Origin of the sequence: Amycolatopsis sp. NPDC057786, assembly GCF_042797905.1 — a bacterium.
Taxonomy (GTDB): Bacteria; Actinomycetota; Actinomycetes; order Mycobacteriales; family Pseudonocardiaceae; genus Amycolatopsis.
Genome location: NZ_JBHVKW010000048.1, coordinates 15,318 through 27,713, shown reverse-complemented (window position 1 = coordinate 27,713; position 12,396 = coordinate 15,318). Strand labels below are relative to the sequence as shown.

Annotated in this window: 11 protein-coding genes; 6 read left to right on the top strand and 5 right to left on the bottom strand. The window is 70.2% G+C overall.

Annotation, left to right across the window (positions count from 1 at the left end; genetic code table 11):
* The first annotated feature begins 25 nt into the window (after positions 1–25).
* A complete protein-coding gene (locus ACFVM3_RS23585) occupies positions 26–1,051 on the top strand; it encodes a metallophosphoesterase family protein (protein ID WP_378441755.1) in 1,026 nt (341 codons plus the stop codon).
* Between the two features lie 89 nt (positions 1,052–1,140).
* On the opposite strand, the gene ACFVM3_RS23580 is transcribed toward ACFVM3_RS23585, so the two are convergent.
* The 3 genes from ACFVM3_RS23580 to ACFVM3_RS23570 form a co-directional block, all read right to left on the bottom strand.
* Positions 1,141–2,226, bottom strand: a complete 1,086-nt coding sequence (locus tag ACFVM3_RS23580) for an iron-siderophore ABC transporter substrate-binding protein (protein ID WP_378441753.1) — start codon at positions 2,224–2,226, stop codon at positions 1,141–1,143.
* Between the two features lie 113 nt (positions 2,227–2,339).
* On the bottom strand, positions 2,340–4,097 hold the full coding sequence (locus ACFVM3_RS23575) for an ABC transporter ATP-binding protein (RefSeq protein WP_378441752.1): 1,758 nt from the start codon (positions 4,095–4,097) through the stop codon (positions 2,340–2,342).
* Positions 4,094–5,779, bottom strand: coding sequence for an ABC transporter ATP-binding protein (locus tag ACFVM3_RS23570; protein WP_378441750.1), 1,686 nt, complete (start codon positions 5,777–5,779; stop codon positions 4,094–4,096). Before ACFVM3_RS23570 ends, ACFVM3_RS23575 begins: the two co-directional genes overlap by 4 nt.
* A gap of 105 nt (positions 5,780–5,884) precedes the next feature.
* On the opposite strand from ACFVM3_RS23570, the gene ACFVM3_RS23565 reads away from it, so the two are divergent.
* Together ACFVM3_RS23565 and ACFVM3_RS23560 are read left to right on the top strand one after the other, a co-directional pair.
* On the top strand, positions 5,885–6,928 hold the full coding sequence (locus ACFVM3_RS23565; RefSeq protein ID WP_378441749.1) for a FecCD family ABC transporter permease: 1,044 nt from the start codon (positions 5,885–5,887) through the stop codon (positions 6,926–6,928).
* Between the two features lie 97 nt (positions 6,929–7,025).
* On the top strand, positions 7,026–8,063 hold the full coding sequence (locus ACFVM3_RS23560) for a FecCD family ABC transporter permease (RefSeq protein WP_378441748.1): 1,038 nt from the start codon (positions 7,026–7,028) through the stop codon (positions 8,061–8,063).
* Here ACFVM3_RS23560 and ACFVM3_RS23555 read toward each other — a convergent pair.
* On the bottom strand, positions 8,044–8,895 hold the full coding sequence (locus ACFVM3_RS23555) for a hypothetical protein (RefSeq protein WP_378441746.1): 852 nt from the start codon (positions 8,893–8,895) through the stop codon (positions 8,044–8,046). The genes ACFVM3_RS23560 and ACFVM3_RS23555 overlap by 20 nt on opposite strands.
* A 164-nt stretch (positions 8,896–9,059) precedes the next feature.
* On the opposite strand from ACFVM3_RS23555, the gene ACFVM3_RS23550 reads away from it, so the two are divergent.
* The 3 genes from ACFVM3_RS23550 (at position 9,060) to ACFVM3_RS23540 (ending at position 11,617) form a co-directional block, all read left to right on the top strand.
* Positions 9,060–9,584 (top strand): DinB family protein, encoded by a 525-nt coding sequence (locus ACFVM3_RS23550; RefSeq protein WP_378441745.1) that lies wholly within the window; start codon positions 9,060–9,062, stop codon positions 9,582–9,584.
* 17 nt (positions 9,585–9,601) lie between these two features.
* Positions 9,602–10,312 (top strand): MBL fold metallo-hydrolase, encoded by a 711-nt coding sequence (locus ACFVM3_RS23545; protein WP_378441743.1) that lies wholly within the window; start codon positions 9,602–9,604, stop codon positions 10,310–10,312.
* A gap of 201 nt (positions 10,313–10,513) precedes the next feature.
* Positions 10,514–11,617 carry an LLM class flavin-dependent oxidoreductase gene (locus ACFVM3_RS23540; RefSeq protein ID WP_378441742.1) on the top strand — a complete coding sequence of 368 codons (1,104 nt, stop codon included), beginning with the start codon at positions 10,514–10,516 and terminating at the stop codon, positions 11,615–11,617.
* 4 nt (positions 11,618–11,621) lie between these two features.
* On the opposite strand, the gene ACFVM3_RS23535 is transcribed toward ACFVM3_RS23540, so the two are convergent.
* Positions 11,622–12,389 (bottom strand): IclR family transcriptional regulator, encoded by a 768-nt coding sequence (locus tag ACFVM3_RS23535; RefSeq protein WP_378441740.1) that lies wholly within the window; start codon positions 12,387–12,389, stop codon positions 11,622–11,624.
* Positions 12,390–12,396 lie beyond the last annotated feature (7 nt).

The following is a 12,396-nucleotide window of genomic DNA, read 5'->3' as shown; positions in this document are numbered from 1 at the left end:
ATAAAACGTGAGTAGCGTTCGGATTATGGATCGAAGAGCGTTCATGGTGACCGCCGGTGGTGCGGCGGCAGGGGTAGCGATGCTGCCAGCTCAGGCGGAGGCGCAAGGGAAGTGGGGCCCGCACGGGCCGGTGGTCCGCTTCAACGTCCTCAGCGACATTCAAGGCGACCTCACCGATTTCGGCAAGGCGCTCGACGACCTGCACGCGATCAACCCAGGCAGCGCCGGGCTCGGCATCGCGGGCGACCTCACCCCGCGCGGTTACGACTTCGAGTACGCCCAGCTTCGCTCGACCTTCGACAAGCATCCGCATTCGCGCGAGGTCGCGTGGGCCATCGGCAACCACGAGTTCTACGTCCCGAAGTGGCGGGATCCCGACACTCTCGCCCAGGAGACCTGGCCCAACGGGACGACCGAAGATTCCCTTTTCCGCAGCTTCTACCGGTTCGCGGGTCGCAACACCGTCTACCACGAGACGTCGTTCGGCGGCGTTCCGGTGCTCTGCCTCGGCACCGAGCGATACGCGAAGTACCACGACCCCAAGCTGTGGGACGAGGTCTGGATGAGCGACCGCCAGTTCACCTGGCTCGAACAACGCCTCCGATACTGGTCGACCCGGCGCAGCCCGGTGATGGTGCTGACGCATCATCCGTTACCCAACACCGTTTCCGGCACGCACAACAAGCTCTACCGGTCCGACTACCTCCAGCCCGACAGGCTGCTTTCGATCCTCGGCCGACACCGGGACGTGTTCCTCTTTTCCGGGCACACGCACTGGGATCTGAACCTGTCGGACTGGGTGGTCCGCCGCGTGGTGCCGGGTACCGGCAATCTCGAAGGGTTCACCGTCGTCAACACCGCCGCCGTGCAGACCGGCTGGACGGATGACGGCAAGGGCGGGGAAGTGTCCCTCGGCGGCGCGTTCAACCAGGGGCTGCAGGTGGAGGTCTCGCCGTTCTCGGTGGTCATCAAGGCACGGGACTTCACCACCAAGACCTGGCTGAAGCAGATCACCGTTCCGCTGCACAACTCCTGGGGATTTCCGCACTGAGAGGCGCACCACCTCGAAGTACGTGAAGGCCCCCTTCACCGCGCCAGGCGCAAGGAAGGGGGCCTTCAGGTACTCGGGCGGGAACCGGCTCAGTTGGCCGGCTTGACCTCGGTCGTCGGGTCACCGTCGACCGCGGCGGCGAGCTGCGGGACGATCCGGTCGATCACGTACGGCAGGCTCAGCACGGTCACAAAGGACACCGCGCTGCCATAAGTGCCTTCGTTCTCGATGAAGACCTCGCGCTTCTCCTTCGACACCTTCAGACCGGTGTAGAGCGCGTCCTTGCCGAGGATCTCCTGCGCCTTGGCCGGGGTGTCGATGAGCCACACGAGCGCGTCGCGGTCGAGCAGGTCGGTCCGCTCGGCGCTGAGGCTCTTGCCGAACTTGTCACCGATGACGGCGTCGAGGTCGGCGGGCAGCTTGAAACCGAGCGATTCGAGGATATGCGAGCGCCCGTCCTGGCTGCCGTAGACGAAGTAGCCTTCGTAGGTCGACGCCATCAGCGCCGACTTGCCCGCGAACTCCGGATGGTCCTTGCGGGCCTGGGCGAACTTGTCCTCGACACCTTTGACCAGTTCGTTCGCCTTGGTGGAGCGGCCGACGGCCTGGCCGACCTTCTTGGTCGCCTCGTTCCACGGGATGCCGTAGTCGTTGTACTCCTTCGGCTGCGCGACGACCGGGACACCGATCTGGCTCAGCTTGTCGTACTGCTCCTTGGTGAGCCCGGAGTACAGCGCGATGATCAGATCCGGCTTCAGCGCGGCGATCTTCTCGTACTGCGGACCGTCCACGTCCTTGAGGACCTCGGGCAGCGCGGCGCCGGCGAGCTTGTCGGTCGCCCACGGGCCGATGGTGCCGGGGAACTTGCCGAGCCACTCGGTGACACCGACCGGGACCACTCCGAGCGCCAGCAGCGCGTCCTGCTCGGTCAGGCCGACCGTGACGACGCGCTTGGGCTCCTGCGTGATGGTGGTGCTGCCGTACTTGTGCTCGATCGTGGTCGGGAACGCGTTCGCGTCGACCGCGGAGCCGGCGGAGTTCTGCGCGGCCGGGGTGGCCGACTCGCCGCCTCCTCCGCACGCGGTGAGCGAGGCTGCCAGCACCAGGGTCGACGCCAGCAGGCCGGCGGTCTTCAGGCGCCCGCGCACGGCGGAGAGGGTGGGGATTCGGGCCATCGTCCGTCCTTCGTGATCGGCTGTCCGGCGGAATGCCGGATTAATCGAGGATCAGGTTTGGCTAACCTAAGACGCCGACCGCTCGATTGCAACCGGTGACGGTGCGTCCCGGGTCACGTCTGTGAACGGTTGTCCGACCAGGCCGCCCAAAGCGTTGCGTATTGACCGCCGGAGGCCACGAGTTCGTCGTGCGTCCCGCTTTCCACGATCACGCCCGCGTCGAGCACGACGACGCGGTCCGACGCGGCCGCCTGGGTCAGCCGGTGCGCGACGACCAGACCGGTCCGGCCCTCCAGCGCGGCGGCCGCGGCGGCTTCGAGGGTCTTCGCGCCCGCGCTCCCGGCCTCGGCGGTCGCCTCGTCGAGGATCGCGATCGGCGGATCGGCGAGCACCAGCCTCGCCAGCGCCAGCTGCTGCGACTGGGTGACGGTCAGCTGATGCCCGCCCTCGCCGACCACGGTCGCGAGCCCGTCGCTCAGCGCCTCCGCCCAGCCGCGCGCGCCGACCTTTTCCAGTGCCGCCAACAGTTCCGCTTCGGTCGCGCCGGGACGAGCGAGGCGGAGGTCGTCCGCCAGCGAACCGGCGAAGACGTGCACCTCCTGGCTGATCAGCGCGACCGCCAGCCGCGTGGCGGACGGCCCGAGCTCGTCGAGCGGCACCCCGCCGACGGAGATCGTCCCCGAACCCGGGGTGTGGATCCCGGCGATCAGCTTGGCCAGCGTCGTCTTGCCCGCCCCGCTCGCGCCGACCAGCGCGACCCGTTCGCCGGGGGAGATGCTGAGGTCGACGTCCCGCAGTACCGGATGACCGTCCACATAGGAATGGGAGATCCCCGCCGCCTTCACCGAGGCGTCGACGGGTTTCGCCGGCCGTTCGGGTTCGCGCGGCGCGGGCAGATCGGCGACACCGATCAGCCGGGCGAGGCTCGCGGCGGCCGCCTGCGCGTCGTCCACCAGCGCCAGCGCGCTGTTGATCGGACCGAAGAGGCTGTGGAAGTACAACGCCGCTGCGGTCGCCGCGCCGACGGTCACGGCGTCGGCGCCCACCAACAGGAAACCGGCGGCGAGCACGGCCGAGAGACCGACGAACTCGGCGAGGTTGAGCCGGGCGAAGAACCTCGTCATCAGCCGCACACCGCGCAGCATCAGGTCCATCGCGCCCTCGGACCGCTGCCGGACGCGCTCCACGTGGGCGTCGGCGAGCCGGAACGCGCGGACGGTCTTCGCGCCGCCGATCGTGTCGAGTAGTTGCTGCTGCTGCGAACCCGTCGCGATCCGCTGCTTCGCGTACAACGGCACGGCGTTGCGGACGTACCAGCGCACGGTGTGCAGCTGGATCGGTGTCGCGAGCAGCGCGGCCAGGAGGAACCGCCAGTCGAGAACGGCGAGCGCGCCGAGGGTCAGCACGATCGTCAGCACCGAGCGGCCCAGTTCGGGCAGGGCTTCGCGGACCGCCCTCGCGACCACGGTGACGTCGTTGGTGACGCGGGCGGTCAGGTCGCCCGAGCCCGCGCGTTCGACCTGCTCCAGCGGGAGCCCCAGGGCCCGGTCGACGAACCGTTCGCGGAGTTCCGCGAGCAGTGTTTCGCCGAGCTTGGCGGTGAGCGAGACGCCCAGCGCCGTCGCGATGGCCTGAGCGACGGCGACCAGGACCAGTGCCACCACGGGCGTGGTCAGCTCGGTCGCCGGCCGTTTCTCGATGACCAGGTCGACGATGTGGCCGAGCAGCCGGGCGGTGAGCAGCCCGATCGCGGTCGCGCCGACGAGCATCGCGAGCGCGCCGACGGCTCGGGCCTTCGAGGTGCGGAGCAGTTCGCCGAGGACCGCGCGGATCCGCTTGCCGTCGGCGGTCGGGAGGAGTTCGCGGGTCATGACAGCACCGCCGCGCGGTAGTCGGCTCGATCGCGGGCGAGTTCGGCGTGGCCGCCCTCGCCGGTGATCCGGCCGCCGTCGAGGACGACGACGCGGTCCGCCACGGCGAGCAGGGCGGGGCTCGTGGTCACCAGGATCGTGGTCCGTCCTCTTCGTAGCCGGGCGAGCCCGGTGGCGATCTTCGCCTCGGTCACCGTGTCGACCGCCGTCGTCGGGTCGTGGACGACGAGCACCGGCGCGTCCGCGGCGAGCGCGCGGGCGAGCGCGACACGCTGCCGCTGCCCGCCGGAGAGGGAACGTCCGCGTTCGGTGATCGCGGTCGCGGTGCCGTCCGGCAGGGCCGCCGCGACCTCGTCCGCGGCCGACGCGGCCAGCGCCTCGTCGGCGGAACGGCCGTCCGCGTGGACGTTTTCCGCCAGCGACCCTTCGAACAGGTCCGCGTCGTGCGCGGCGACCAGGACGACCTCCCGTACCCGTTCGGGGTCCACAGTGGACAGATCGACGCCGTCGACGTGGACCTTGCCCTCGGCCGGATCTCCCGCGCGGCCGAGGCAGTCGAGCAGATCCGTCGCGGCGGCCGGATCCGCGGCGACGACGCCGATCAGCTGCCCGGCGGGGATGTCGAGGTCGAGGTCGCGGAGGCTGCCGTACGAGACCTCGGTGAGCCGGACGTTCCCGACGGCGGGCGACGGGAGTTCGCCGTCACCCGGTTCGACCGTCACCGGCGTGGTCAGCAGGTCGGCAACCCGGGACGCCGACGCGCGGCCCTGCGCCAGTTCGCCGTTGACCCACGAGAAGATCAGGAACGGGGTGAGCAGGAACTGGGCCAGCCCCACCGCGGCGATGAGGTCGCCGACGCTGATCGAGCCCGACGACGCGAGATTTCCGCCGACGAGGGCGACGATCGCGATGAAGACGCCGGTCAGCGCGAGTACCGCGCCGTCGTGCCAGGCCTTTGCCCGCGCGGCGCGCAAGGTCGCCTTGAGCGAGTCCTGGCTCGTGTCGCGATAGCGGGCGACCGCGGCGGGTTCGGCGCCGATGCCCTTGAGTACCCGTAGGCCGGACACCAGGTCCGTGGCGACGCCCGAGGCGTGCGCGGACCGTTCCTGTTCGGCTTCGCAGCGGCGCTCCAGCGGCTTGCCGATCAGATGCGCGAGGTACAGGAGCGGGGGCGTGCCCAGAAGCACGAGGAGCCCCAGCGGGAGCGAGATGCGCAGGAGGGCGACGGCGCTGACCAGGACCCCGGCGAGCGCGGCGATCCCGAACGGCAGCGCCGCGTTCACCACCCCGACGCGCTGCGCGTCGCTGGTGCCGATGTTGACCAGTTCACCCGCGAGCTTGCCCTTGTCGGCGCCGCCGCCGGGATGGAGGACCCGCCGGCTGATCGCGATGCGGAGGTCGTGTGCCGCCCGCAGCGACGCGCCTTCCGCGGCGCGCGCGGCGAACCGGTAGCTGTAGGACAGTCCCGCGAAGATCACGCCGAGCACGGCGAGCCAGAACACGAGCGTGCCCACCGAGCCGCCGTCGACCGCCTGATCGATCACCACGCCGATGATCACCGGGACGAGCGCTTCACCGCCCTGGTGCCCGGCCGCGAGCACGGACGCGAGCGTGACCTGCCGTCGCTGCCCGGAAATCGCCTGCCGCAGGACACTCCGGCTGGTGGTGGCCGTTGCGGTCACCGGCGCCTCCGTTCGTGGTGGGGAAGGTAAGGCTAGTCTAAGTAGGTAGCTCGTTGAGGTGAACTCCGGCGTTCGGTTAGCCTCGCCTCACTCGAAGGAGGTTCCGTGGTCGTCACCGAACGCCCGCCCGCTGCGGCGTCCCCGCCCAGCGCGGCGGCACGGACGTTCCGCGCCGGCGGTCTGGTGATCGGGCTCGCCCTGCTGGCGCTGGTGTTCCTGCTCAGTATCTGGGTGGGGTCGAAGAGCATCCCGTTCACCTCGACCTGGTCGGTGCTGTGGCACAACGACGGCTCGACCGAGGCGGTGATCATCCACGACCTCCGCATCCCGCGGACCCTGCTGGGCGTCGTCGTCGGCGTCGCGCTCGGCCTGGCGGGCGCGGTGATGCAGGCGCTCACCCGGAACCCGCTCGCCGATCCCGGCCTGCTCGGGGTCAACACCGGCGCGGCGGCCGCGGTCGTCTCGGGCATCGCGTTCGTCGGGGTCACCGGCGTGCTCGGCTACATCTGGTTCGCCTTCGCCGGGGCGGCGATCGCCTCGGTCGTGGTGTACGTGCTCGGCTCCGCGGGACGCAGCGCCACGCCGGACCGGCTCGTGCTCGCCGGTTCGGCCGTCATGGCCGTGCTCCAGGCCTACATCGTCGGGATCCTGCTGCTGATGCCCGAGACGTTCAACCAGTTCCGCTTCTGGAACGTCGGTTCGCTCAGCGGCCGGAAATGGGACGTGTTCTGGCAGATCTCGCCGTTCGTGGCGGCCGGCGCGATCATCGCGCTGCTGCTGGCCCGCCCGCTCAACGTCCTCGCGCTCGGCGACCAGACCGGCAAGGCACTCGGCGCCCACGTCGGCCGCACCCGGGTGCTGGGCGCGATCGTGGTGACCTTGCTCTGCGGCGCGGGTACCGCGGCCATCGGGCCGGTCATCTTCCTCGGGCTCGCCGTGCCGCACGCCGCGCGGATGCTGGTCGGCCCGGATCAACGCTGGGTCCTGCCGTACTCGATGCTGCTCGCGCCGATCGCGCTGATCGGCGCCGACGTCGTCGGCCGCGTGCTGAACCCGCCGGAGGAACTGCAGGCGGGCATCGTCGTCGCGTTCCTCGGCGCGCCGGTGTTCATCGCGCTCTGCCGCCGCAGGAAGCTGGCCAGGCTGTGACCGCGGTCAAGTGGTCACCATCGGAAGTCCTTCGGAGGTCTCGACGGCCCAGCTTCCCGCTGGACTTCCGATGGCAACCACCAAGGAGCACCCACGGATGAGCACCCGCGTCCTGCGCACCCCGGGCGGCGGACTTTCCCTTCGCGTCACCCCGAGGGCCGCGATCGTCGTCGCGCTGCTGGCCATCGCCGTGTTCTTCCTCGGCGCCGTCAGCATGACCACCGGCGACTACCCGCTGTCCGTCGGCGAAGTCATCCAGACGCTGTTCGGCTTCGGCGACCGGAGCACCGAGTTCATCGTGACCACCCTGCGGCTGCCGCGGCTGTTGACCGCGCTGCTGGTCGGCGGCGCGCTCGCGGTCAGCGGCGCGATCCTGCAGAGCCTGTCCGGGAATCCCTTGGGCAGCCCCGACTTCATCGGCTTCACCAACGGAGCCGCCACGGGGGCGTTGCTGACGATCATCGTGGTGCACGGCGGCATGCTCCAGGTGTCGCTGGGCGCGCTGGTCGGCGGCGTCGTGACCGCGGCACTGATCGCGGTGCTCGCGTTGAAGGGCGGCGTGCACACGTTCCGGCTGGTCCTCGTCGGCATCGGGGTGAACGCGATGCTGCTCGCGTTCAACTCGTATCTGATCACCAGGGCCTCCTGGCAGGACGGCCTGGCGGCGCAGGCGTGGCTCGTCGGCGGGCTCAACGGGCGAGGCTGGGAGCATGTCGGCCCGGTCGCCATCGCCATCGCCGTCCTGCTGCCGCCCGCCTTCGTCTACGGCAGAAGGCTTTCCCTGCTGGAGATGGGGGACGATTCGGCCAAGGGGCTCGGCGTGCCGGTGCAGCGGAGCCGGGTCGTGCTCCTCGGGGTCAGCGTCGGGCTGTGCTCGATCGCGACGGCGGCCGCCGGTCCGATCGCGTTCCTGGCACTCGCCGCGCCTCAGCTGGCGAAGCGGCTCACGCGGTCTTCGGGGCCGGGGCTCGCCGCGGCCGCGCTGATGGGCATGCTCCTGCTGGTAATCAGTGATCTGATCACTCAGCAGGTGCTCGCCGGTCTGCCTGTGGGGCTGGTGACCGGGGCGATCGGCGGGCTGTACCTGGCCTGGCTGCTGGTGTCCCGGCGCGGGGTCAGCGCGGCTGCGCGCTGACCGGCTCGATCGGCGCGGGCTCGCCGAAGCGGGCCAGCGCCAGCGCCGCCGACACCGCGAGCGCGAAGCCGACGGCCGCCACGGCGGCGAACCCGGGGCGGGTGGTGTCGCCCAGCACGAGCACCCCGGCCAAGGATGGGAACACCGTCTCGCCGATGACCATCATCGCGGTCGAGGTCGTGACACTGCCGCGCTGCAATGCCGTGGCGTAGAACAACATCGCCAGCGCACCCGCCACACCCAGCGTGTAGGAGGCCGGGTCGGTCAGCAGGTCCAGCGGGGCGAGGCTGGTGAGCGCGCGCCCGGAGAGGGCGACGACGCCGAAACACAGGCCGGCGATCAGTCCCAGCGCCGGTGTCCGGATCCGGCGCGACGCGCGCCCGGCGAACATCCCGGCCGTGCCGAGTACCACGACAGCGCCGATCAGCACGAGCCGGAAACCCAGCCCGGTCGAGGCGGAGCCTTCGCTCTCCGCCGACATCCCGAGCAACGCGAGCCCGGCGCAGACCACCGCGACCGCCGTCCACTCGCGACGGCCCAGCCGGACCCCGAGCGTCCGCGCGGCCACCGCCGTCACGGCTAGGCTTCCCGCCAGCGCCGCCTGGACCACGAACAGCGGCAGCACCCGCAGCGCGGCGACCTGGGCGACGAACCCGACGACGTCGAGCGCGAGACCCGCGACGAACTTCCACTGCCGCAACACACGCACGAGCAGGCGGGGATCGACGCGGTCTTCCGCGCCCGACGTCGCTTTCGCGGCGATCGCCTGCATCACCGAAGCGACGCCGTACGCACACGCCGCGAAGAACGCGCAAGCCAAACCCCACCACATGAATCACGAGCCTAGCCCCGCGGTGCCGACCGGAGATCTCGCGCGTAACTCACGTGATTGGACGCGTAACTCACGTGATCGGGCGCGGATCTGCGAGTTACGCCTCCAATCACGCGAGTTCGCCGCTCAATCACGTGAGTTCGCCGTTTGTGTACAGTGACCGCATGTCGAACACGGGTTCGAGCGCGGCCGAGCCGGTGGAGCGCGCCTGGCCGGACGGGATCGCCGAGGACGAAGCGGGGCTTCAGTGGGGCTTCCTGCGTTTCCTCCGCGCGACAGCCGTGAACAAGGTCGCCGGGCTGACCAGGGAGCAGGCGGCCGCGACACCGCTGCCGTCTTCTCCGCGGATGAGCGCGCTGGGACTGCTCAAGCATCTGACCGCGGTGGAGCGCTGGTGGCTCTCGATCGAGGCGGGCGGCGCGGACCTGCCTTCGCTGTGGGAAGGCTCACCGGATCCGAGCTGGGACCTGACCGAGGACGATGACCCCCGTTCGGTCGTCGCGGCGTACCGCGCCGAGTGGGCCCTGGCGGAGTCGTCGCTGGCCGGGATCTCGCCGGACGATCGCGCGCGCAAGTCGGGGAAGTTCACCGTCCGCTGGGTGCTCGCGCACGTCGTCCAGGAGACCGCCCGGCACGTCGGGCATCTGGACATCCTGCGTGAGCTGGCCGACGGAACCACGGGGGAGTAGCGCCGTAAGGTGTCCGCATGGCTGACAGGCTGTACTTCCGGCAATTGCTCGCGGGCCGTGACTTCGCGGTGGGGGATCCCGTCGCGACGCAGATGGTCAACTTCGCCTATCTGATCGGCGATCGGGAGACGAACGAGGCCGTCATCGTCGACCCGGCCTACGCCGTCGGCGATCTGCTGGACCTGCTGGAGACCGACGGCATGCGGCTGACCGGTGTCCTCGCCACGCATCACCACCCCGACCACGTCGGCGGCGAGATGATGGGCTTCTCGCTGCCGGGGATCGCGGAACTGCTGGAACGTGTCCAGGTGCCGATCCACGTCAACGGCGCGGAGGCCGAATGGGTCCGCCGGATCACCGGCGTCTCCGGAACCGATCTGCGCTCGCACGAACACGACGACGTCGTCGAGGTCGGCGCGGTGCCGATCCGGCTGCTGCACACGCCGGGACACACTCCGGGCAGCCAGTGCTTCTTGGTCGACGGGAAGCTCGTCTCGGGGGACACGCTGTTCCTCGAAGGCTGCGGCCGGACCGATTTCCCCGGCGGCGACGCGGAGGCGATCTACCGGAGCCTGCAGTGGCTGGCCGGGCTGGACGGCGACCCGGTCGTCTACCCGGGGCACCAATACTCGGCGGAGCCGTCGGCGAACCTGTCGCGGGTGAAGGACACGAACTTCGTGTTCCGGCCGAAGTCGCTGGAGGAATGGCGGCTGATGTTCGGCGGCTGACGGCGTTCAGTCCTCTGAATGCGGTCCGGGCTGGCGTGACGCGAAAGCCACTTTGAGGGCGTCAGATGTCCCGAAAGTGGCTTTCGCGTCGCGTCTTCCACCGCGCCCGTCTCCGCATTCAGAGGACTAAACGCGTCCAGATCGCGGGACGCGAGGCTCGCTGATTGACCAGCCCGGTACGGGGAGCCGAAGCTCGGAGCCGTGACGCTCAAGCTGCATTGGTTCCTGCCCACCACCGGTGACGGCCGGACGATCGTGGAGCACTTCCACGCCAGCCGTGCCGCCGGTGCGTCCGCCGCCCGCGAACCGAGCCTCGACTATCTCGCGCAGGTCGCCCGCGCCGCTGAGGCCAACGGCTTCGAAGGCGTCCTGACCCCGACCGGCACCTGGTGCGAGGACGCCTGGCTGACGACGGCCGCCCTGATCCGCGAGACGAGAACCCTCAAGTTCCTGGTCGCGTTCCGGCCCGGGACGATCTCCCCGACGCTGGCCGCGCAGATGGCCGGGACGTTCCAGCGGATCTCGCGGGGACGCGTGCTGCTCAATGTCGTCACCGGCGGCGATGCGGTCGAGCAGCGCCGTTTCGGTGACTGGCACGACCACGATCAGCGTTACGCCCGCACCGGCGAGTTCCTCGAGGTCGTGCGCGGCGTGTGGAGCGGCAAGCCGTTCGACTTCGACGGCGAGTACCTCAAAGTCGACGGCGCGACCACACGCGCGGCGCCGGATCCGGTTCCGCCGATCTACTTCGGTGGTTCGTCCGCGGCGGCGCTGCCTGTCGCGGCGAGGCACGCGGACGTCTATCTCACGTGGGGCGAACCGCCCGCGCAGGTGGCCGAGAAGATCGCCAAGGTTCGCGAGCTGGCCGAGGAGCAGGGCCGGAAGCTCCGCTTCGGCATCCGCTTGCACACGCTCTCGCGTGACACGTCGGCGGAAGCCTGGGCGGAGGCGGGAAAACTGCTGGACGCGATCGACCCGGAGCGGATCGCCCATACCCAGAAACAGTTGTCCGCCAGCGAATCCGTTGGCCAGCAACGGATGGCCGCGCTCCACGGCGGGAAGACCGACGGCGGCGTCCGCGGTCTGGAGGTGTACCCGAATCTCTGGGCCGGGATCGGCCTCGTGCGCGGTGGCGCGGGTACGGCCCTCGTCGGCAGCCACGGGGAAGTGGCCGACCTCATCGAGGAGTACCACGCGCACGGTATCGAGGAGTTCGTCCTCTCCGGCTATCCGCATCTGGAGGAGGCGTACTGGTTCGGTGAGGGCGTGCGTCCGGAACTGGTCCGGCGCGGGCTTGTCGCGTAAAGCCTTACAGAGTCCGGGAAAGAGCCAAAGCGGCGGTCCGCACCGCGGGCGCGACCCGGTTGGTGTGCATGCGATTCGCCCAGCCTGAGATCGACAACGCCGCCACCGCCATGCCTTGCGCGTCGAGCAGCGGGCTCGCCGCGCAGACGACGCCGACGCCGGATTCCTCCCGTTCGAACGCGATCCCCTCGCCGTGGATCTTGGCCAGTTGACGGCGCAGCAGGCCCGCGGCGGTGATCGTCCGCACGCTGATGCGCGGCAAGCCGGCGTCGATCACTTGCGCCACCGCGGATTCCGGCGAGAACGCGAGGATCGCCTTGCCGACGCCGGTGGCGTGCGCGGGAAAACGGCCGCCGATCCGGGACGGCAATGACGGCGCGTCAGGTCCTCGCAGGATGTCGAGGTAGACGACCTCGGTGCCTTCCAGGACCGCCAGGTGCACGGTGTTCCTGGTCGCCTCGCGGAGATCGGCCAGATACGGCCTCGCCGCCTCGACGAGTCCACGGCGCCGTACCGCCAGCTGGCCGATCTCGAACAGTTTCAGCCCGAGCCGCAGTGTCGCGTCCTGACGTTCGAGCAGGCCGGTCGCGACCAGATGCCCGGTGAGCCGATGGACGGTCGATTTCGCCAGACCGGTCCGCCGCGCCAGTTCGGAAACGCCGAGCGCGTCGTCGCCGGGGCGGAAGGCCGAGAGCAGCGCGGAGATCCGGGCGGCGACGAGGCCGTCCGCTCCGGTTCGTTCCGGGTCGTCGTTCCGCCCAGCGGCACGCATGGGTTGA

What these genes read in the sequence shown, in the direction of transcription:
- ACFVM3_RS23560 (WP_378441748.1), top strand. Translation starts at nt 7,026, where the DNA reads ATGAGCACCCGCGTCCTGCGCACCCCGGGCGGCGGACTTTCCCTTCGC.
- ACFVM3_RS23550 (WP_378441745.1), top strand. Translation starts at nt 9,060, where the DNA reads ATGTCGAACACGGGTTCGAGCGCGGCCGAGCCGGTGGAGCGCGCCTGG.
- ACFVM3_RS23535 (WP_378441740.1), bottom strand. Translation starts at nt 12,389, where the DNA reads ATGCGTGCCGCTGGGCGGAACGACGACCCGGAACGAACCGGAGCGGAC.
- ACFVM3_RS23545 (WP_378441743.1), top strand. Translation starts at nt 9,602, where the DNA reads ATGGCTGACAGGCTGTACTTCCGGCAATTGCTCGCGGGCCGTGACTTC.
- ACFVM3_RS23580 (WP_378441753.1), bottom strand. Translation starts at nt 2,226, where the DNA reads ATGGCCCGAATCCCCACCCTCTCCGCCGTGCGCGGGCGCCTGAAGACC.
- ACFVM3_RS23585 (WP_378441755.1), top strand. Translation starts at nt 26, where the DNA reads ATGGATCGAAGAGCGTTCATGGTGACCGCCGGTGGTGCGGCGGCAGGG.
- ACFVM3_RS23575 (WP_378441752.1), bottom strand. Translation starts at nt 4,097, where the DNA reads ATGACCCGCGAACTCCTCCCGACCGCCGACGGCAAGCGGATCCGCGCG.
- ACFVM3_RS23555 (WP_378441746.1), bottom strand. Translation starts at nt 8,895, where the DNA reads ATGTGGTGGGGTTTGGCTTGCGCGTTCTTCGCGGCGTGTGCGTACGGC.